The sequence below is a fragment of the Bacillus sp. FJAT-28004 genome (genome assembly GCF_001280845.1).
Taxonomy (GTDB): Bacteria; Bacillota; Bacilli; order Paenibacillales; family Paenibacillaceae; genus Pristimantibacillus.
In genome coordinates this window covers 1,880,484-1,898,159 of record NZ_LGHP01000001.1, presented here as the reverse complement: position 1 = coordinate 1,898,159, position 17,676 = coordinate 1,880,484, and the positions used below count along the sequence as shown (strand labels likewise).

23 protein-coding genes are annotated in these 17,676 nt (G+C 44.4%); 9 read left to right on the top strand and 14 right to left on the bottom strand.

What is annotated here, in order from left to right:
• Window positions 1–19 precede the first annotated feature (19 nt).
• From AC787_RS07895 to AC787_RS07885, 3 genes are all read right to left on the bottom strand, one after another.
• Complete coding sequence (locus AC787_RS07895) at window positions 20–1,093, bottom strand: M24 family metallopeptidase (protein WP_054024275.1); 1,074 nt, start codon at window positions 1,091–1,093, stop codon at window positions 20–22.
• A 22-nt stretch (window positions 1,094–1,115) separates the two neighbouring features.
• On the bottom strand, window positions 1,116–1,559 hold the full coding sequence (aroQ, locus tag AC787_RS07890) for a type II 3-dehydroquinate dehydratase (RefSeq protein ID WP_054024274.1): 444 nt from the start codon (window positions 1,557–1,559) through the stop codon (window positions 1,116–1,118).
• 92 nt (window positions 1,560–1,651) lie between these two features.
• Complete coding sequence (locus tag AC787_RS07885) at window positions 1,652–2,158, bottom strand: YqhR family membrane protein (RefSeq protein WP_054024273.1); 507 nt, start codon at window positions 2,156–2,158, stop codon at window positions 1,652–1,654.
• A gap of 219 nt (window positions 2,159–2,377) precedes the next feature.
• Here AC787_RS07885 and AC787_RS07880 point away from each other — a divergent pair, with 219 nt between their 5' ends.
• Together AC787_RS07880 and AC787_RS07875 are read left to right on the top strand one after the other, a co-directional pair.
• Window positions 2,378–3,340 carry a DUF1385 domain-containing protein gene (locus tag AC787_RS07880; protein ID WP_054024272.1) on the top strand — a complete coding sequence of 321 codons (963 nt, stop codon included), beginning with the start codon at window positions 2,378–2,380 and terminating at the stop codon, window positions 3,338–3,340.
• Window positions 3,341–3,371: 31 nt separating this feature from the next.
• On the top strand, window positions 3,372–3,689 hold the full coding sequence (locus tag AC787_RS07875) for a hypothetical protein (RefSeq protein WP_054024271.1): 318 nt from the start codon (window positions 3,372–3,374) through the stop codon (window positions 3,687–3,689).
• Window positions 3,690–3,756: 67 nt separating this feature from the next.
• Here AC787_RS07875 and mntR read toward each other — a convergent pair whose 3' ends face one another.
• Entirely contained in the window at window positions 3,757–4,179 is a 423-nt protein-coding gene (gene mntR, locus AC787_RS07870) for a transcriptional regulator MntR (protein ID WP_053376766.1), read from the bottom strand.
• A gap of 210 nt (window positions 4,180–4,389) precedes the next feature.
• Between mntR and splB the strand changes: the two genes are divergently transcribed.
• Window positions 4,390–5,457 (top strand): spore photoproduct lyase, encoded by a 1,068-nt coding sequence (gene splB / locus AC787_RS07865; RefSeq protein WP_054024270.1) that lies wholly within the window; start codon window positions 4,390–4,392, stop codon window positions 5,455–5,457.
• A gap of 13 nt (window positions 5,458–5,470) precedes the next feature.
• On the opposite strand, the gene AC787_RS07860 is transcribed toward splB, so the two are convergent.
• From AC787_RS07860 to AC787_RS07815, 9 genes are all read right to left on the bottom strand, one after another.
• Window positions 5,471–6,184, bottom strand: coding sequence for a cytochrome c biogenesis CcdA family protein (locus tag AC787_RS07860; protein WP_054024269.1), 714 nt, complete (start codon window positions 6,182–6,184; stop codon window positions 5,471–5,473).
• Window positions 6,185–6,205: 21 nt separating this feature from the next.
• A complete protein-coding gene (locus tag AC787_RS07855; RefSeq protein WP_054024268.1) occupies window positions 6,206–7,015 on the bottom strand; it encodes a metal ABC transporter permease in 810 nt (269 codons plus the stop codon).
• Entirely contained in the window at window positions 6,999–7,823 is an 825-nt protein-coding gene (locus AC787_RS07850; protein ID WP_235560927.1) for a metal ABC transporter ATP-binding protein, read from the bottom strand. The genes AC787_RS07855 and AC787_RS07850 overlap by 17 nt, the downstream gene beginning before the upstream one ends.
• 59 nt (window positions 7,824–7,882) lie before the next feature.
• Entirely contained in the window at window positions 7,883–8,908 is a 1,026-nt protein-coding gene (locus AC787_RS07845) for a metal ABC transporter solute-binding protein, Zn/Mn family (protein WP_054024267.1), read from the bottom strand.
• A 291-nt stretch (window positions 8,909–9,199) separates the two neighbouring features.
• Window positions 9,200–11,179: a methionine--tRNA ligase gene (gene metG / locus AC787_RS07840; RefSeq protein ID WP_054024266.1), complete on the bottom strand. Its 1,980-nt coding sequence runs from the start codon at window positions 11,177–11,179 to the stop codon at window positions 9,200–9,202.
• A 395-nt stretch (window positions 11,180–11,574) separates the two neighbouring features.
• Complete coding sequence (gene yidD, locus AC787_RS07835; protein WP_054026964.1) at window positions 11,575–11,814, bottom strand: membrane protein insertion efficiency factor YidD; 240 nt, start codon at window positions 11,812–11,814, stop codon at window positions 11,575–11,577.
• Between the two features lie 17 nt (window positions 11,815–11,831).
• Window positions 11,832–12,269, bottom strand: a complete 438-nt coding sequence (locus AC787_RS07830) for a Fur family transcriptional regulator (protein ID WP_054024265.1) — start codon at window positions 12,267–12,269, stop codon at window positions 11,832–11,834.
• Window positions 12,270–12,346: 77 nt separating this feature from the next.
• Window positions 12,347–12,571, bottom strand: coding sequence for a hypothetical protein (locus tag AC787_RS07825; RefSeq protein WP_054024264.1), 225 nt, complete (start codon window positions 12,569–12,571; stop codon window positions 12,347–12,349).
• A 484-nt stretch (window positions 12,572–13,055) separates the two neighbouring features.
• On the bottom strand, window positions 13,056–13,481 hold the full coding sequence (locus tag AC787_RS07815) for an Hsp20/alpha crystallin family protein (RefSeq protein ID WP_054024262.1): 426 nt from the start codon (window positions 13,479–13,481) through the stop codon (window positions 13,056–13,058).
• Window positions 13,482–13,633: 152 nt separating this feature from the next.
• Between AC787_RS07815 and AC787_RS07810 the strand changes: the two genes are divergently transcribed.
• Genes AC787_RS07810 through AC787_RS07790 form a run of 5 tightly spaced genes read left to right on the top strand, consistent with a single transcriptional unit; the run spans window position 13,634 to window position 15,429 of the window.
• Window positions 13,634–13,861: a spore germination protein gene (locus AC787_RS07810; protein ID WP_054024261.1), complete on the top strand. Its 228-nt coding sequence runs from the start codon at window positions 13,634–13,636 to the stop codon at window positions 13,859–13,861.
• Complete coding sequence (locus AC787_RS07805; RefSeq protein WP_054024260.1) at window positions 13,858–14,061, top strand: spore germination protein GerPB; 204 nt, start codon at window positions 13,858–13,860, stop codon at window positions 14,059–14,061. The genes AC787_RS07810 and AC787_RS07805 overlap by 4 nt, the downstream gene beginning before the upstream one ends.
• A gap of 41 nt (window positions 14,062–14,102) precedes the next feature.
• Entirely contained in the window at window positions 14,103–14,771 is a 669-nt protein-coding gene (gene gerPC, locus AC787_RS07800; protein ID WP_054024259.1) for a spore germination protein GerPC, read from the top strand.
• 2 nt (window positions 14,772–14,773) lie between these two features.
• Window positions 14,774–14,980, top strand: a complete 207-nt coding sequence (locus AC787_RS07795; protein WP_082360952.1) for a spore gernimation protein GerPD — start codon at window positions 14,774–14,776, stop codon at window positions 14,978–14,980.
• Between the two features lie 8 nt (window positions 14,981–14,988).
• Complete coding sequence (locus tag AC787_RS07790) at window positions 14,989–15,429, top strand: spore germination protein GerPE (RefSeq protein WP_054024257.1); 441 nt, start codon at window positions 14,989–14,991, stop codon at window positions 15,427–15,429.
• Window positions 15,430–15,491: 62 nt separating this feature from the next.
• On the opposite strand, the gene AC787_RS07785 is transcribed toward AC787_RS07790, so the two are convergent.
• The gene (locus AC787_RS07785; RefSeq protein ID WP_414730973.1) at window positions 15,492–16,514 is read right to left on the bottom strand and encodes a YeiH family protein; all 1,023 of its coding nucleotides are present in this window, start codon (window positions 16,512–16,514) and stop codon (window positions 15,492–15,494) included.
• A 201-nt stretch (window positions 16,515–16,715) separates the two neighbouring features.
• On the opposite strand from AC787_RS07785, the gene AC787_RS07780 reads away from it, so the two are divergent.
• Window positions 16,716–17,600 (top strand): LysR family transcriptional regulator, encoded by an 885-nt coding sequence (locus AC787_RS07780; protein WP_054024255.1) that lies wholly within the window; start codon window positions 16,716–16,718, stop codon window positions 17,598–17,600.
• The last annotated feature ends 76 nt before the right edge of the window (window positions 17,601–17,676 follow it).

The window sequence follows — 17,676 nt, the reverse complement described above, 5'->3', positions numbered from 1 at the left end:
CCTCCTGAATGAATAGTCCTTAACCCAGAGTGATTAAATCCTTCGGGGATGAGGTTAATATTTTAATACCGGTTTCCGTAATAACGATGTCATCCTCAATGCGCACGCCGCCGAAGCCAGGTACGTAAATGCCGGGTTCTACCGTAACCGTCATGCCGGGGGTTAAAATCGTTTCACTGAATTTGGACAATCTAGGTCCCTCGTGAATTTCCATGCCTAGTCCATGTCCGGTACCATGTCCAAATAGATCGCCATAGCCGTATTTCGTAATGATGTCGCGAGTCAGCGCATCCGCTTCACGACCGGTCATGCCTGGCTTAATATGCTCAAGTGCATGTAATTGCGCTTCGAGCACGATATTGTAAATCTCAAGATGCTTAGCTGTCGGAGTACCGACCACGACTGTGCGTGTCAAATCGGAGCAATAGCCATTAAAATAAGCTCCGAAATCAAGCTTTACAAACTCATTATTCCCAATAATGCGATCACTAGCTACTCCATGCGGCAATGCAGAACGCTCGCCTGAGGCTACAATCGTATCGAAGGAAGAAGAAGTCGCGCCATGGCTGCGCATATAAACTTCCATTTCTAGTGCGATATCCGTTTCACGAACTCCCGGGCGAATCAGCTTCAAAATATGATTGAAGGTGCTGTCCGCAAGATCGGCAGCTTCCTGCATAATTTGAAGTTCAGCCTCGTCCTTAATGTTGCGAAGCTGTTCAACTAATCCTGAAGCAGGCTCAAGCGTGATGCCGTTTAATGTTTTCGACCAAGCTGTAAATTCGCTGTACACGACATGATCTTGTTCGAAAGCCAGCTTCGACAACTTATGTTGTTTTAGCAGCTCGAGCACATCCGCCAGCGGATTCGATCCATGCTCAACAATTTGAAAATTAACCGCTTGCTGCGGCGCTTGTGTGCGATAGCGGAAATCAGTAAGCAAATAGCTTTCGCTTAGCGTAATCAGCACCATTCCTGACGAACCAGTGAATCCGCTTATGTAGCGACGGTTATACTCGCTTCCAATTAGTATCGCTTCAAAGCGATGTTCTTCCATCAGCTGCCGAAGTCGCTTTACTCTATCGTTTGCCATAACCGCTACACCCTCTCTTAACTTATTGCTGTTTGTTCAAGTGACGCACGAGCGCAGTAAGACCAAGCTCATAGCTATCAGACCCAAAGCCAGCGATTTGACCGACTGCAATTGCAGCAACGACGGACATATGACGGAACGATTCTCTCTTGTGAATATTCGACATATGCACCTCGATGATCGGCAAACCAACGGTGCTAAGCGCATCGCGAAGCGCGTAGCTGTAATGGGTCCAAGCACCAGGATTAATGACAATACCGTCAACCTTGCCGTACGCACTATGTATTCGATCAATCATATCGCCCTCATGATTCGTTTGGAAAAATTCAACGGAGACGCCAAGTGTCTCAGCTTTATCCTTCAAGAGCGATTCGATGTCTGCAAGTGTTTCTGTCCCGTATACACTAGGCTCACGAATGCCGAGCATATTTAAGTTCGGTCCGTTCAAAACAACAATTTTGTGCATGAATGCACCTCCCAAGCAACCGAATCCATCATAGGTTCAAAGATCATTAGCCATTTTACCACAAATGTCTGCCGCTTGAGAAGTAGCACTCGTTACTGAGCTTTAGCAGGCTCTCTCGATGCTTCATCCGTAAACTCAAAAGCGATGGAATAACCTATGAATACACCCCATAGAAGAAAGACGCACAACTCCGTGTATAGCGTATTCCAGCCCGCTTTCGTGATACCTGGCATAACGCCGAGCATCGGACCCACAGCGATAAATATAATAGCCCACCACACAGCCCCATACAAAATACCCGGCCACGGTCCGCGCAGCTTCCCAAGTATTATTTTATAAAGAAACGCAGCAACAATTGAAAAGATAACGAACGCTCCAATCCCTACAACCTCTCCCCACCCTGTCTTCAGAAAGGAAGCCTTAAAAAATGGATCAGCTACGAAGCCGGGAAGCACTTTCGTAAAATTCATCTCAAAAAACATCCAGCGTACGACTCCCCATATTAAGCCTGCAAAAAATCCGATTTTGAATGAGTAGAGCCAAGGGTTTGTTACATGCTTCTGCCTATTAAATTGATTTCGTTGCGTTTTAACAGCCATTACAGCAATTCCTCCATTCCTATTTCCAAAGTTGTCCGAATTAGTATGTGAAATAATACCGAACGATAACCATACTTTACCGTCAGCTCACCTCGCGCTTCTTTTATGATGCTGACGTTGGCAATTGACTGATAGATCAAGTACAATAGACTTACAAAGTTAAGGTACATTCGTCGTAACAGCTAAGACGATATTCCATTCAAGGAAGGTGACAAGCACTTGCCGCAAGACTCCCGAAGCATATATGGCGGACAAGCGGTTATTGAAGGCGTTATGTTTGCTGGCAAACACGTTAACGTAACAGCTGTCCGACGCAAAAATGATGAAATCGTATTTTATGAAGTACCTCGCACAACCAAGAGCTGGATTCAAGCTCTAAAAAAAATCCCTCTCGTTCGAGGCGTTGTAGGCATTCTTGAATCAAGCGCCAAAGGCTCCCAGCATTTAAACTTCTCTATGGAAGCTTACGCTGAGGATGAAGCCGGTGAGGTTAAAGAAACAGATCACAATCAGCAACCTGCCGCAGTAAAGGAAGAAAAGAAACAAGGCTGGAGCCTCAGCATGGTTGTTGGCGTGGCTGTCGCCGGTGTACTTTCCTTTATTTTCGGAAAGCTTATATTCACCGCAGCTCCGGCAGCGCTCGAAGAGCTTCTCTTCTCTGGGGTATTTGAAAACAAAATCGGTCATAATTTATTAGAAGGACTCATCAAAATTATTTTGCTGCTTGCTTATTTATATTTCATTTCCATGACACCAATAATTAAGCGTTTGTTCCAATATCATGGAGCTGAGCATAAAGTAATTAGTACTTATGAAGCTGGTGAAGAGCTTACCATTCGAAATGTACAGAAATATAGCCGCCTTCATTATCGCTGCGGCTCCAGCTTTATCGTGTTCACAGTTATCGTAGGTGTTGTTGTATACTCGTTACCTATCTTTACTTGGGACACGATTTGGGAACGCGTCTATATCCGTATCTTACTGCTTCCACTCGTGCTCGGCCTTTCTTATGAGGTGCTTCGCTGGACTAATGCTTTGCGTGAAATTCCAGTGCTTCGTTACCTCGGATATCCAGGACTATGGCTGCAGCTTCTAACGACAAAAGAGCCACGTGATGAGCAAGTCGCGGTATCGATTGCTTCCTTCAAGCGTATGCTTGAACTAGACAAACAAATGAAATAATTCCTAATGAACAAGGAAAGGCGGTATTACAATGAGCAGAATACCAAGCAAATGGAATGTATGGTCCATCTCGTTTTTGGCGCTGCTGTTGATCGGTCTCGTATACAGCGTTATCCAAAGCCCAATAACTTTTTTAATTCCCATTGTGGTGCTTGGCGGCATTTTCTTGCTTTATAAATATCCGCCTTCTTTCTTAAGAGGATACAATACGCGACAAGGAGGAGCACATGTCACACAAAGACGTGCTCCAACTAGCAAAACAAAAACCAGCAAGAGCCGCTCCAAAACCGTGCCGTTTCGTGTCATTGAAGGTGGCAAGGAAGATGATGAAACGCCTAAATATCATTAACAACAAAAAAAAGGACTGAGGCTTAGATGCCCCGGTCCTTTTTTTTGTTCGTTCGTTTCGATATGTATTACTCGCTGTCCATTTCCGCACGCACGGCACGAAGCTCGTCCATACGCTGAGAGTCTCTCCGGAAATATTCAACTAAAGTTTCAATACAGGTTATAGAGTCCCAGCTAAGATGATGCTCAATTCCTTCAACATCCTGATAAATATTCTCGTCCTGTACGCCAATCGTCGTTAGGAATGACTCTAACAATTGATGTCGATCAACAAGCCTTTTGCCCATTTTCTTGCCTTTATTGGTCAGGACAAGCCCGCGATACTTCTCATAGATCAAATAATTATCTTTATCGAGCTTTTGAATCATCTTGGTGACTGAGGATGGATGCACCTCTAGTCCTTCTGCAATGTCCGAGACACGCGCATAACCTTTTTCATCAATCAACTTATAAATTCTTTCCAAGTAGTCTTCCATGCTCGGTGTCGGCACTGAAGAACCCCCTAACCATACTTCTTCACCTTTTTCGCAGGCGTTACTCATTGTATCATACACTGTTCATTGTGCTCACTGCAACCCAAGCACTTCTCCATAATAGATGACGAACCACAAATCCCACTTGAACTTACCAGTTTCAGTCCAGCTCCTCCTCCACACAATAAGATGATGTTGATTGTGATGAATCTACAGGAGGAATGAGCAATGAGCACCGCTATAATCGAGCGTCCAAAACCTGATCGCGCCACTCTTTCCTTTGTCCCTGAGCTTGTTTATTTTGAACCATCCGCACTCAATTATCCCAAAGGGCAGCGTATTTTTGAGTGGGTCAAAAAAGAAAGCATTCCTTATCGAATGACTACTTCCCATAACCGGATTACGAATTTACCTGGCGATACTGAGCTTGAACAATACAAAATCGCCAAAAGGACTCTAGTCGTCGGCATTCGCAAAACCTTGAAATTTGATACTTCTAAGCCTTCAGCAGAATACGCCATTCCGATTGCAACGGGTTGTATGGCTCATTGTCATTATTGTTACTTACAAACGACTTTAGGAGCTAAGCCTTATATTCGAGTTTATGTGAATATAGACGAAATTCTTCAAGCAGCACAGGGATACATCGATGAGAGTAAACCGGAAATTACACGTTTTGAAGCTGCATGCACATCCGATCCCGTAGGGCTTGAGCCGATTACTGGCAGTCTTCGCGAGCTTATCGATTTTATGGGGGAACAAGAACATGGTCGGCTTCGGTTTGTCACCAAATTTCACCATGTTGATTCCCTTCTTGATGCGAAGCATAATGGACATACCCGTATCCGCTTTAGCGTCAACGCAAAATACGTAATTAAACATTTTGAGCCAGCTACATCAAGTTTTGAGCAACGCATCGAGGCCGCCGCAAAGGTGGCTAGGGCAGGCTATCCAATGGGCTTCATTATTGCCCCTATTATTTGGCATGAAGGCTGGGAGGAAGGCTATGGCGAGCTTATAGCTTCTCTTGCAGACAAACTACCGCAGGATGTTACCAAGGATCTGACATTTGAACTTATTCAACATCGGTTTACAAAAACAGCAAAAGCAGTCATTGAAAAGCGGTATCCGCGGACGAAGCTCGAAATGGATATTGAAAAACGTAAATATAAATGGGGGCGCTGGGGTCAAGGAAAATACGTTTATCCTGATGAACAAGCAAATGCGCTCCGCATGTATATATCGGAGCGCATATTCGATCATTTTCCAGAAGCGAAAATTGAATATTTTACGTAGAAGACTTTGAAGCTTAAAATTTCAACCATTCTGGGGTAATCATATTGAGCCAGATCGTGATTTTGGTCATTTGATCGGTAAACAATAAAATACCCATCAAAATCATAACAGCTCCACCAACCTTCATCACACTAGCCGAATATTTCAGTATCCATCTTGCAGTACCAAGGAAAAAGGCTAATACAAAAAAAGGTATCGCAAAACCTAATGAATAAGCAGTCGTTAACTGAAACCAAGTTCCAGGCTCCGACGCTGCGAGGCCTAAAATTGCAGTAAGGGCGGGCCCTGTACATGGGGTCCAGCCTGCTGAGAAGCCAATTCCGAAAATAAAGGAGCTGACATAGTTTGCTTTTTTCGGAATAAGATTCATTCTTCTTTCTTTCATAAGCAGCTGCGGCTGGAATAGTCCAATAAGGAATAACCCCATCAAAATAATTAATATCGCAGATAATTGCCGTATCAGCTGTCTGTATTCGCTGAAAAATTCAGCAAACACATTCGTTCCATAACCTAATGCATAATACACGGTACAGAAGCCCAAAATGAAAAACAGCGTATGTGACATCGTTCGCATACGCTTTGGTTTTGCATTCGTGTTCCCTTTCAAATCGGCCACTGAAATACCAGTTATGTATGACAAATACGAAGGATAAAGCGGCAAACAGCAAGGCGATATGAATGATGCAAAACCAGCGCCAAACGCCAGCCAAATGTTAATATCTGACAAACCCTTTCACCCCAATTCTAATTAACTGCCTGGACGCACACCTCTACGGAATACGAGCAGCAATAGCAACACAGCAATTAGCAGCAAGACGATAGTGCCACCAGGCGCCAAATTCCACACACCTGCGATGAGCAAGCCCAATACAACAGCAATCTCGCCTATAATGACCACTGTTATAACGCTTTGACGAAAGCTGCGCGCGATAATTAAGCTGCATGCGGCCGGTATGGTCAACAATGCCGATACTAGCAGCGCACCTACTATTTTGATAGATACACTAATAACAAGAGCAGTAAGCACGCTAATCATAACATTATAAAATTTGACGGGCAAGCCGCTCACTGCCGCCGCGTCCTCGTCAAACGTAAGCAGGAAGAGCTCTTTCACTTGAAGCCTAATCGCAACAAGAACGATAAGCGTAACTACGCCTATAACGTAAAGATCAGTCGTGCTAAGTGTATAAATGCTTCCAAATAAGTAACTGTTCACATTGCTGTTGAAACCTTTGCCCATCGTAAATAATAACGACGCGAGTGCAACCCCGCCTGACATGATAATAGCAATGGATAACTCTGCGTATGATTTATATGCTTTCCTGAGCTTTTCAATGGCAAAGGAAGCTGCAATCGCAAACACAAACCCCATTGCTATCGGATACACGCCGATCAAGAAACCAAGCGCCACGCCAGCAATAGATACATGCGATAACGTGTCTCCGATCATTGAAAGTCTGCGCAGCACAAGAAATAAGCCGATTAGCGGAGCAGTTACGCCGATTAGAAGTCCGCCAATAAGAGCTCTTTGAAAAAATTCACTAGTTACGATCTCCAACCAAAACAACCTCTTTCCTGCTCTCCATTTGTTCCCTTAGCCCTTTCAGGCTGTGTGCTAGATCATTTTCTACGCAGTCCTGCGTTTCGTGCGAGTGTTTAATATGAAACTTGAGCTTCCCATTTCCAGCGGCTGGCTCTTGTCCCAAATAGGAGCGAATCATATCCAAATCATGTGAAACCATTAGAAATGTAATGTTATGATGCTGATGCATATGCTTGATCATATGAAAGAAGCTTTCCTGCGTTTCCGTATCAATACCTACTGTCGGCTCATCCAGTATAAGCAGCGACGGGTTGTTAATGAGCGCTCTTGCAAGAAATACACGCTGCTGCTGGCCGCCCGACAACTGGCCGATTCGTTTATCCTTTATATCTTCGATACCCATTGCTTGCAGAGCATCATCACATTTTTGGTAATCCGTTTTATTCATTTTCTTGAACAGCTTGCTGCGGCCATAAAGCCCAGATAGGACGACTTCCCGAACAGTGGCCGGGAATAACGGATTTAATGTGTTCTTCTGCGGGACGTATCCGATCCGCTCCCATTGCTTAAATTTGTCTACTTTCTCACCAAACAACCGAATGGTACCGCTGGTTGGTTTTATCAATCCAACGATCATTCGCAGCAGCGTCGTTTTACCAGCACCATTCGTGCCTATTAATCCGATAAAGTCCCGTTCCTTCACCGCGAAGCTAAGTTTCGATATGACCGTCTGCTGTTGATAAGAGAAGGAGACGTCCTCCAATGAAATAACCTCTTGGTGGCAGCTTGCATCTGCATTTGTCATTCGATTCGATTGCGCCATAATTTCTCTCCTCACAGCAATGCGGAGCATAAAACAGCTCCGCAGGTTTGCCTTTTGCTCTATTGTAATGCTTGCACAAGATTTTGCAAGTTTCGTTCCATTAGGGTTAAGTACGTTTCTCCCGCTTTATCTTGATCCGGCGTTAGGCCTTCGAGCGGATTAAGTACCATCGTCTCAACGTCAGCTTCGCTTGCAAGAGTTTTTGCAAGCTGATCTGAAACTAATTCTTCAAAAAATATATATTTTACATCGTTCGCCTTAACAAACTTCGAAATTTTGAGCAAATCCTGTGCACGGGGTTCAGCGTCTGGGCTAAGACCCATGATTGAAATTTGCTTCAAGCCGTAGTCGCGGGCTAGATAACCAAACGCTTGATGCGAGGTAACCATATTTTTGTTCGTTGTTTGCGCAAGCTTTGCTGTATAATCTGCATCGATTGATTCCAACTTTACTTTTAATGCTTCATAGTTTTTTTCATAATCTGCTTGGTTTACAGGATCAACTTCAATTAAGCTATTTTTCACATTCTCAGCTAACGTAAGTGCTGATTTCGGACTAACCCAAGTGTGTGGGTCTACTCCGCCATGCTCATGTCCTTCTTCTTCCGCATGTTCTTCATGTTCTTCATGTTCTTCATGTTCATCATCTGAACTCTCGATTAAAGAGATTCCTTTGCTGATTTCTTTGGTAACGACTTCGCTGTCCTTGGACAAGCCTTTCAGAAATCCGTCAACCCAGCCTTCAAGTCCCGCTCCATGATACAAAAACAACTGCGCCTTCGACGCCGTATCGAGGTCACGGCTCTTTGGTGTCCAATCATGCGGCTCTACGCCTGAAGCAACTAGATTAACCGCATGGACATGATTTCCGCCAATTTCAGATGCTAGAAAATATAAAGGATAAAAGCTGGTAACGACACCAACCTGTTTCACCTCTGTTTGACCAGCACCAGAACTGCCATTCGCTGGTTGGTTTGATGAGCCTGCATTATCCGTATTAGTGCCACAAGCCGCGACAATTAGCAGTATTGCCAATAAAAGAAAACTAAGCGCCATAGGTCTTGTCAATGATTTCAGTCTATTCATTTGGGTTTCTCTCCATTCATCTTTCTCTCTTGTTCGTAATCGTTATGATTACGTTTTGTATTATACGATGACCTGAAATAGACTGTCAACCTAATTTCATAGCAAAAGATAGTTTAGGTTTCATAACGATCATGAATCACGGCTGCGCAAAAATCATATAGATTATCTGTATTGACCAAAATGAAATGAAATATGATTAATGCTGATATCAGCTATTTTTGTATAACAAAAAATAAAGGCACCGCAGAAGTTATACAACTTCTGCGGTGCCTTCATATATAATCTTTTGACTTATTTCACTACCGCGCCGTTTGGCATATTGTCAGGAACAGTTGCAAGCGTAAGCTGATCACCATGCGATGCAGCAAGTATCATTCCCTGCGACATTTCACCGCGCAGCTTAACTGGCTTCAAGTTTGTGACGCAAATAACTTTGCGTCCAACCATTTGTTCCGGAGTGTAAAACTTAGCAATGCCAGAAACAACCTGCCGCTGCTCATACCCTAGATCCAATTGAAGCTTCAGCAGTTTATCTGCTTTGAGAACAGGCTCTGCAGAAATAACCTGAGCAACGCGAAGCTCTACCTTTGCAAAGTCATCAATTGCAATTTCTTCCTTGCTCTCAGGTGCAGCCTGTGGTGCTTCATCCGTTGCCTTCGCAGTATCCGCTTGCTCTGGCTGCGTACCGCCGCTCATTGCTGCCGCGATAAAAGCAGTCTCCTCCTCTGTATCAAGGCGTGGAAACAACGGCGTGCCCTTGCTAACTTTCGTTCCGCCAGGCAGCAAACCAAATTGCTTAGTGCTCTCCCATGAAGTTAATTCACCTTGCTCAAGTCCAAGCTGCTTCCACATTTCCCGAGGAGAATGCGTCAAGAACGGCTGGAGCAGGATCGACACGATACGCAGCGATTCCGCCAAATGGTGCATAACCGATGCAAGCTGTCCGTTTTTGGACTCATCTTTAGCAAGCGTCCATGGCTGTGTTTCGTCGATATATTTGTTCGTACGGCTTACAAGCTGCCAGAGTGATGAAAGCGCAACGGAAAACTCCATATTTTCAAGCGCCGACTCTACCTGAACAATCGTTTCACTTGTAAGGTTCTGCAAGGATTCATCAAAATCCGTTACACTGCCTGCAAAAGCTGGGATTACGCCGTCAAAATATTTATCGATCATCGCAACGGTTCGGTTAAGCAAATTGCCAAGATCATTCGCCAAATCGAAGTTGATTCGCTGAGCGAAGTTTTCAGGCGTGAATGTTCCGTCTGCTCCGAACGGCACTTCGCGAAGCAGATAATAACGGACTGCATCTAACCCGTAGCGATCAATCAGCATCACAGGATCAACAACATTGCCTTTGGATTTCGACATTTTACCATCCTTCATCAGGAGCCAGCCATGCGCAAATACTTTCTTAGGAAGCGGCAAATCGAGCGCCATCAGCATGATTGGCCAATAAATCGTATGGAAACGCACAATTTCTTTGCCGACCAAATGCACGTCTGCCGGCCAGAAATCTTTGTATTTCTGATCTTTTCCCTCATTGCCGTAACCTAGTGCCGTAATGTAATTGGATAGCGCGTCGATCCATACATAAATGACATGTTTAGCGTCTCCTGGAACTTTAATACCCCAATCGAACGTAGTGCGCGACACGGCCAAATCCTCGAGGCCTGGCTTAATGAAGTTGTTGATCATCTCGTTTTTACGTGATTCCGGTTGGATGAAATCTGGATTGTCCTCATAAAATTTCAACAAACGATCTGCATAATTGCTCATGCGGAAGAAGTAGCTCTCCTCCTTCACCAGCTCAACCGCGCGTCCGCAATCCGGACATTTGCCGTCTACTAGCTGACGCTCAAGGAAAAACGATTCACATGGCGTACAGTACCAGCCTTCATAGGTGCCTTTATAAATATCGTCCTGCTTGAGAAGCTGCGCGAAAATTTTCTCAACCACAAGCTTATGACGCTCTTCCGTTGTACGTATGAAATCATCATTAGAGATTTCCAGCTTCGACCACAGTTCTTTAATGCCTACAACGATATCATCAACAAATTGCTGCGGTGTTTGATCCTTTTCCTTTGCTTTACGTTCAATCTTCTGACCATGCTCATCGGTACCCGTCAAGTACAAAACGTCATAGCCGCGAAGACGTTTATAACGAGCCATCGCGTCACCAGCCACCGTCGTGTAGGCATGTCCAATGTGGAGCTTGTCACTTGGATAATAAATCGGCGTTGTAATATAAAACGTATTTTTTTTCGTCATTTGTACTCCTCCTATTGCATTAGTCTAAAAAAACGCAAAAAACTCCCGTCCATCATGGGACGAGAGTTAGAACTCACGCGTTACCACCCAAATTTCAATCCAGAAATGTTCGGTTGAACCGACATTTCTAGAAAGCTTCGTGTGCCGCCTGCATGGCGGCTTACGCCGTTAACGCCAGCTTCGCGTCGCTCCCTTACTCAGCGCTGCCGCTGAAGCTTGAAAGCGAATCCTCCCGGACCATTTTCCAATCGAGTTCCCTACCGGCTTGCACCATCTTTCCCGGCTCTCTGCAAAGGTTCTACCATTGTACTTATCCATTCCTCGGACATATAAACAAATCCAAAACTTATTTTACCACTTATAAATCAAAATATACCGAAATAGAGCCCTCTCTGTCAAGGAGCATCTATGTTGCTATCTTTTGCAGGCGGGACTGGGTCATAACCGCCAGCATTAAACGGATGGCAACGCGCAATTCGCTTCATGGCAAGCCATGAGCCCTTAGCCGCACCATGCTTCTCAATTGCTTCCAGCGCATACATGGAGCAGGTGGGATAAAAACGGCATGAGGGCGGGGTCAGAGGTGAAATAACCTTGCGATAAAAGTGAATCGGAGCTTGTGTCACTCTTCGCATGACTCGTTCTTTCGTCATTAGGCTTCGCTTACTGCTGACTCGTCTTGTACGCAATCCTTGCAATAACCGAATACCTCAAATTTATGCTTCACCACTCGGAAATCCTCAGGAACGCTCGTTTGCTCCATCGGGCAGAAGGTGATGGGATACGTCATTCCGCATTGCAGGCAAATCATATGATGATGATGATCATTTTCTCTGCAATGCAGCTTGAACTTGCCGCCATCCTCAAAAATAACTTGCTCCAGCACCCCAAGCTCTTCCATCACTCGCAAATTGCGATATACGGTATCAAAGCTTAAGCCTGTATACGATTTGCCCATATATTCATAGACTTCTTTCGGCGCCAAATAACCTTGCGTTTCTGAAAAAAGCTTTGCGAGCGTTTTCCTTTGATCCGTTATTCTCAATCCTTGACTAGACATGCGTCGTATAATGTCTTCCATTGTATGCATATGTCGAACCTCCGGACTAAAAATGATATATCTCCATAATGACGAAAAAAAAAGCTCTCGTCAATGAGAGCCTCGATTTAACCATTTAATCTCATGTTGATCATAAAGCTGGCCGACATCGCCACAAATAACAAAATACTGATTATTCCAACCAGTTTGCGCCTCGTATTCAGCTTTTTGATTAGTGCAGAATCGTTGGAGAGCCGCTTCGATTCCGAATAAGAGCGATGCATAAACATATAGCTGATAATGGAAACGACAAACAGCATGTTAATGAAAAACCATATAATTGTCCAGGTCAAGCCCTTACCTCCGGTTGTGATCAGCTATAAAAAAGTTATAGATACCACTTATTTAATATGTACATAAAGACTGCGAAACTAACGATCGCTCCAGCGAAACTAAACCAGCCTGTACGAAATTTTTGCTGAAACATCCGTAATATGCCAAAGCTCAGCAGACCGAAAATGAGCATTAAAAAAACGATTCCAAGTATGAATAGCGAAGGCGAAACACTGCTTACATCAACTAGTGACACTGAACACACTCCCTTTTTTAAAATATAAGAAACTATATCATTTTCTCATACTTATCTTATATTTCACCGTCAAAGCTACTTCAGCGTCTAAGGACGCCGAAGGCGTTTTTGCTTGCTAACATGTACATGTTCATTAGACATTATAAGGGATAGTGAGGCCATTAGCCAGCTGTAATCCCTGTCGATTTCGTGACAAAAAGAGCACATCTCATTCAGATTTGTGCCCTTACACTACTGGCATGCGTGATCTACCAGCGTACAATCGCTTCATGATACGTCCGATTGGTTGGCCGCTTCTGGAGCTTCACATGCATGATATTCTCCTTTACTAACGTTTTGCACACCCGGGGCTTCACAAGCTTAGGCAGCTTGATCGTCTCCTGTTTCCCATTCGGCAGTCCATCCAGGCGCAGCCGATCCTCTCTAACGAACAACCGCAGTTGCTCTTTATCAAAGCCTTCCGGCAATGTAATTTTCACATTCAAAAAATGACGAGTCTCGGAAAAAGTGGCTGATCCCCCTCCGATCATAACACCAGCCGCTTCAGGCAGTGCCTTAGTCATCATTTTACGTACATATTGTTCTACCCAAGCCGGTTCACGAAGCAGCTCAAAGCCTTTCGGCATCTGCTGCTTTTCCATCCACCGTTCCATATCATCCCATTTAGATGCCACAGCAAACACCCGCCTTCCAGCACTTCTACCAGCATATGCGCCTATCGGCTTTCAGGATACTTTCTGCTTAGTAACCTCTGGGCGAATGCCGCATAAGATATACCACGATCAATGCATTTATCAAAAATCATCTATACAAAGGGAGGAAGCTTATGCCAGCTGTCGTCGGTTTTGTCAAAATTGTTAGCGTTGGCTCCGGCTCCATTATTCAATTTGGAGACGCCTTGGAAGTGTCGCCAAATAGCACTTCCAAGACGTATGCGGGATCAGGATCATTCCTAACCGGTAGTTTAACGAACTCTAATAATGCTGTCAGCGCAACAAACACCCTTGATCCGGATGTGCAAGATAGCTCGAATAATGATGTGAGTGCAATATGAACCTGACCATTCACCAACAAATTACGATTCATCAGCTTCGTGTCGACAGCGTATCGAATAGCTCCGTCCTGCAGGTCGGCAGCGCCGGTTCGATACGCTCATTGTCACAGCTCTATAATTCAGGTGGGTTCACCGGACCCGCTCCAGAGCTATCCGTGGATAATCCGCTTTCCTTCGTACCTTTGCCCAACCCTAGATAAGCGGAAATTTGAACCCATGACGAGTAGGAGGAGCAAGTCACATGCAGCAGTCTAATCCGCTTTCCCCTTGGCAACTTTGGTCACTTGAAGTGCAAAATAGGCTTAAAGAGCAGTGTGAGCGGCTCGATGCACTTGAAGCGAAGGTCATCGCTTTATGTGAACAAGTAAAGCAGCTCGAAGCGCGCCCTACTTACAATATAGAAGGCATTCAATATCATTTTGATCAATTGAAGGTCGAGAAGCTGGATGGCACCCTTAATATTGGCATGACCGCTCCAGGCATGGGTGATGATTCAATTCCCGGAAGCATCGAGCAGATGGCTGTATCGAATACGCAAGTTTTCCCGACTGCTGGCACATCAATGCCATCGCCTAGCGGACTGTACAATGATATTTATGCAGGAATGACTCGTTATTTGGATACCGAAGCGGAGAAAAAGCTGCTTTCTTATGAAAACGAGTTCCAAATACCGCTAGATCCTTATCATAGACAAATCATTATTAATGATGTCCGCAAACAGGTCCCTACACGAATTCAGTACTATATGCAAAAGACTGAACGAAGTAGCGATGCTCAGCCATCTGCGAATGATTCCAATGCGATGGCGGCCGCCGTGCTAGCCAAAACAACGAGGGATGCTGATGCTGCGCTGCTCGCTTACATGCGCCAGCTGCAGAGTAACTCCACTTCAACCGGAGGAATGTCATAATGCTGTATTTTAAAGTGGTAAATCATCTTTTAAGTGTTGGTCAAATTGAAGTACTTGGCGTCTCAAGCGCATCTATGCTGCAAGTAGGAGATACCGATAACGTGGCCTTATACTCCATGTTCGATACACCTCCAGAGTCTGTCGTCATCGGACCGATGGCTCCTTTCCCAGCTCCTGAAGAACAGAGCGGCACGTTCGAGCAGAGCTAGGTGTCATCATGAATCGAATCAATGATCAATCTATAAATACCTACCACGTTCGAACAGCAACTGTCGGTTTCCTTCGTATTATATCCGTTGCCCAGGCAGGAATAGTACAGCTTGGAGATCGTGCTGAGACGAAAGCTAAACTTCGTGCGCTAGCTGTGCAGCGGAAGGAAGATCATCTGACATCAGGTGAAGTTTATTTTGATTCTTATGAGCTTTTTTCACGTCCCCTACCCATTCTCATCGATTCTGAATTTGACAACGCTCAAGGTATTGAACTGTTTCGAACCAATTGTGCACCGAATATTACGGTCGGATACATACAAGTTATTGCATCCGGCTCAGCTGCCAGCATTCAGATCGGCAATGGAGTGAATTTGAACGCAGAATCTCGAATCAAGCATATTCGGCAATTCCCACATCAAAATAGCGCTCCTTCTCTAGAAAGTTGAAAATGGAGCAAATCAAGTCTGCTGGGTGCTGTCTCCCTGCGGACTTTTTCTCATCTAATTCTTTAAGCCAAATGAAAGCTATGAACAAGCAGCAAACCGAGTCCAGCTAACAGGATCGAACCAATTAATCCCGCGATAAAAGGTTTTTTTCCAAGTTTCTTAAATACGACAAAATCGACTCCGAGGCCGAGGCCTGCCATCGCCATCGCGATAAGAAAATAAGCGGCGACAATCAGATTCCCTGTAACCGCAGTAGGAATGATGCCTAATGTATTGACTCCGCTCATTGCAAGAAACCCAACGATAAACCAAGGAATCGGCAGTTGCTTTAGGCTAACTTTATCTGCTTTATTGGCTTTGCGGCCATTCCAAATGCCAATAATAATGGCGACTGGGACAAGCATTGCAACGCGTGTCATTTTTACAATGACAGCCAAATCAATCGCTTCTTGCCCTCCAGGTGCCGCTGCTGCAATAACATGCGCAATCTCATGAAGCGTTGCACCTGAGAAAATACCATAACCGGTATCACTTAAATGAAGCACAGGATACAAGACCGTGTAGGCTAGTGTAAATATGGTTCCTAAAATGGCAACCGTCGTTGCGCTGACAGCTGTTTCATTTGGTGTTGCCTTCAATTGCGGCGCTATCGCTACAACAGCTGCAGCTCCGCAGATTGCCGTACCGCAAGCTGTTAAAAGGCCTAGATTCTTATCTATTTTCATCCATTTGCTTATCCCATACACTACAAATATCGTAAATATAATGTTTATAACGGAAAGCACAAACACTTTTGGCCCCGCATGTAAAATATCATTCAGGTTTAATCGCAGCCCCAGCAAAATAATGCCGAATCGCAGCAGCTTCTTGCTTGAAAACGTTATGCCGCTCGTCGCTTGCTCCGGCATGCCTATCCATGCGCGGCATGCAATCCCAAGTAGAATGGCTACGACCAGCTGCCCCATGACGCTAAAAAAAGGAAGCATCGCAATACATTTTGCAGCAATGGCAATACCCATTGTATAAGCTATTCCTTGCGTAAAACCAAAACCTCTATTGGGATTACGAAATAATACATTTTTTATGATCATAACTTTCACCTCTGTTCGTTGTTATAAGCAAGCGTTCCCTGTTGCATTCACTATAAAGCTCTGAGCAGTCTAAGTGAAATACCTATTTCCTATCCTTATCATTAGGAATGCTTATGATTGAATTGCTATTCTCTCGTTTTTGCCGTATTGTTACGATATATTTGAACAAATCGCAATCAATAATGAGGGATAATGATGATAATTGAAGCACTGCGTGTGTTCGTTACGGTAACAGAGCAAAGCCATTTTTCAAGAGCAGCAGATATATTAAATATTTCTCAGCCAGGTGTAAGCCTGCATATTCGAAATTTAGAAAATGAGCTCGGAACAAAGCTTTTGCATCGGTCTCCTAAGCAGGTTCGTCTTACTGAAGCTGGTGATATCATGTATCAACGGGCAAAGCAAATTTTATCTTTATATGAAGAAGCTAAGCAGGACATACAGCTTTTACAGGATAAAGTGACAGGTAGTTTACAGATTGGCGCAAGCTTTACGATTGGCGAATATGTTCTCCCAAGACGGCTAGCTGAATTTGCTGTTCAATACCCACTCGTCTCTTTACAAACGACAATCGGAAATACGGAGGAAATTGTTCAAGCTGTGAGGTCCAATGAACTGGATATCGGACTCATTGAAGGCGAGGCAAGCGCGACGGACTTAGTTGTTACGCCTTATATGAAAGATGAGATGATTCTGATCGCACCTTCTACACATCCGCTCGCTGCAGAGCGCTTTGTTGACGCCGAAATGCTGCAAAACCAAGTATGGGTGCTGAGGGAAAGCGGTTCAGGTACACGTGCTTTTAGTGATCAATTCATCCGTGATGCGAAAATAATCCAAAAACGCTCCTACATTTTCAATAGCAGTCAAAGCGTCAAACAATCCGTAATATCCGGTTTAGGTATTGCCATGCTGTCACGCTGGGTCGTAAAAAAGGAAATAGATTCCGGGGAATTGATCCAGCTCCGCTTGCATAAACAGCGCTTTGAACGTGATTTTACTATTATTCGACATAAGGAAGGAGCAGCTTCAATGGCTGTAACCATGCTGCTGCAGCGGCTTCTAACCAACAGTGAATAAGCGGATTAAACAAGTCATCTATTCCCATGCGATGATCTCCGACTGTGAGTGCTACTTGGCGCATATATATTAAGCA

Excerpts from the sequence above, each read along its gene's own strand:
- AC787_RS07875 (WP_054024271.1), top strand. The coding sequence starts at position 3,372 with ATGAGCAGAATACCAAGCAAATGGAATGTATGGTCCATCTCGTTTTTG.
- AC787_RS07780 (WP_054024255.1), top strand. The coding sequence starts at position 16,716 with ATGATAATTGAAGCACTGCGTGTGTTCGTTACGGTAACAGAGCAAAGC.
- AC787_RS07790 (WP_054024257.1), top strand. The coding sequence starts at position 14,989 with ATGAATCGAATCAATGATCAATCTATAAATACCTACCACGTTCGAACA.
- AC787_RS07830 (WP_054024265.1), bottom strand. The coding sequence starts at position 12,269 with ATGCATACAATGGAAGACATTATACGACGCATGTCTAGTCAAGGATTG.
- AC787_RS07810 (WP_054024261.1), top strand. The coding sequence starts at position 13,634 with ATGCCAGCTGTCGTCGGTTTTGTCAAAATTGTTAGCGTTGGCTCCGGC.
- aroQ (WP_054024274.1), bottom strand. The coding sequence starts at position 1,559 with ATGCACAAAATTGTTGTTTTGAACGGACCGAACTTAAATATGCTCGGC.
- gerPC (WP_054024259.1), top strand. The coding sequence starts at position 14,103 with ATGCAGCAGTCTAATCCGCTTTCCCCTTGGCAACTTTGGTCACTTGAA.
- AC787_RS07885 (WP_054024273.1), bottom strand. The coding sequence starts at position 2,158 with ATGGCTGTTAAAACGCAACGAAATCAATTTAATAGGCAGAAGCATGTA.
- yidD (WP_054026964.1), bottom strand. The coding sequence starts at position 11,814 with ATGCGAAGAGTGACACAAGCTCCGATTCACTTTTATCGCAAGGTTATT.
- AC787_RS07845 (WP_054024267.1), bottom strand. The coding sequence starts at position 8,908 with ATGAATAGACTGAAATCATTGACAAGACCTATGGCGCTTAGTTTTCTT.
- metG (WP_054024266.1), bottom strand. The coding sequence starts at position 11,179 with ATGACGAAAAAAAATACGTTTTATATTACAACGCCGATTTATTATCCA.
- splB (WP_054024270.1), top strand. The coding sequence starts at position 4,390 with ATGAGCACCGCTATAATCGAGCGTCCAAAACCTGATCGCGCCACTCTT.
- AC787_RS07850 (WP_235560927.1), bottom strand. The coding sequence starts at position 7,823 with ATGGCGCAATCGAATCGAATGACAAATGCAGATGCAAGCTGCCACCAA.
- AC787_RS07805 (WP_054024260.1), top strand. The coding sequence starts at position 13,858 with ATGAACCTGACCATTCACCAACAAATTACGATTCATCAGCTTCGTGTC.
- AC787_RS07895 (WP_054024275.1), bottom strand. The coding sequence starts at position 1,093 with ATGGCAAACGATAGAGTAAAGCGACTTCGGCAGCTGATGGAAGAACAT.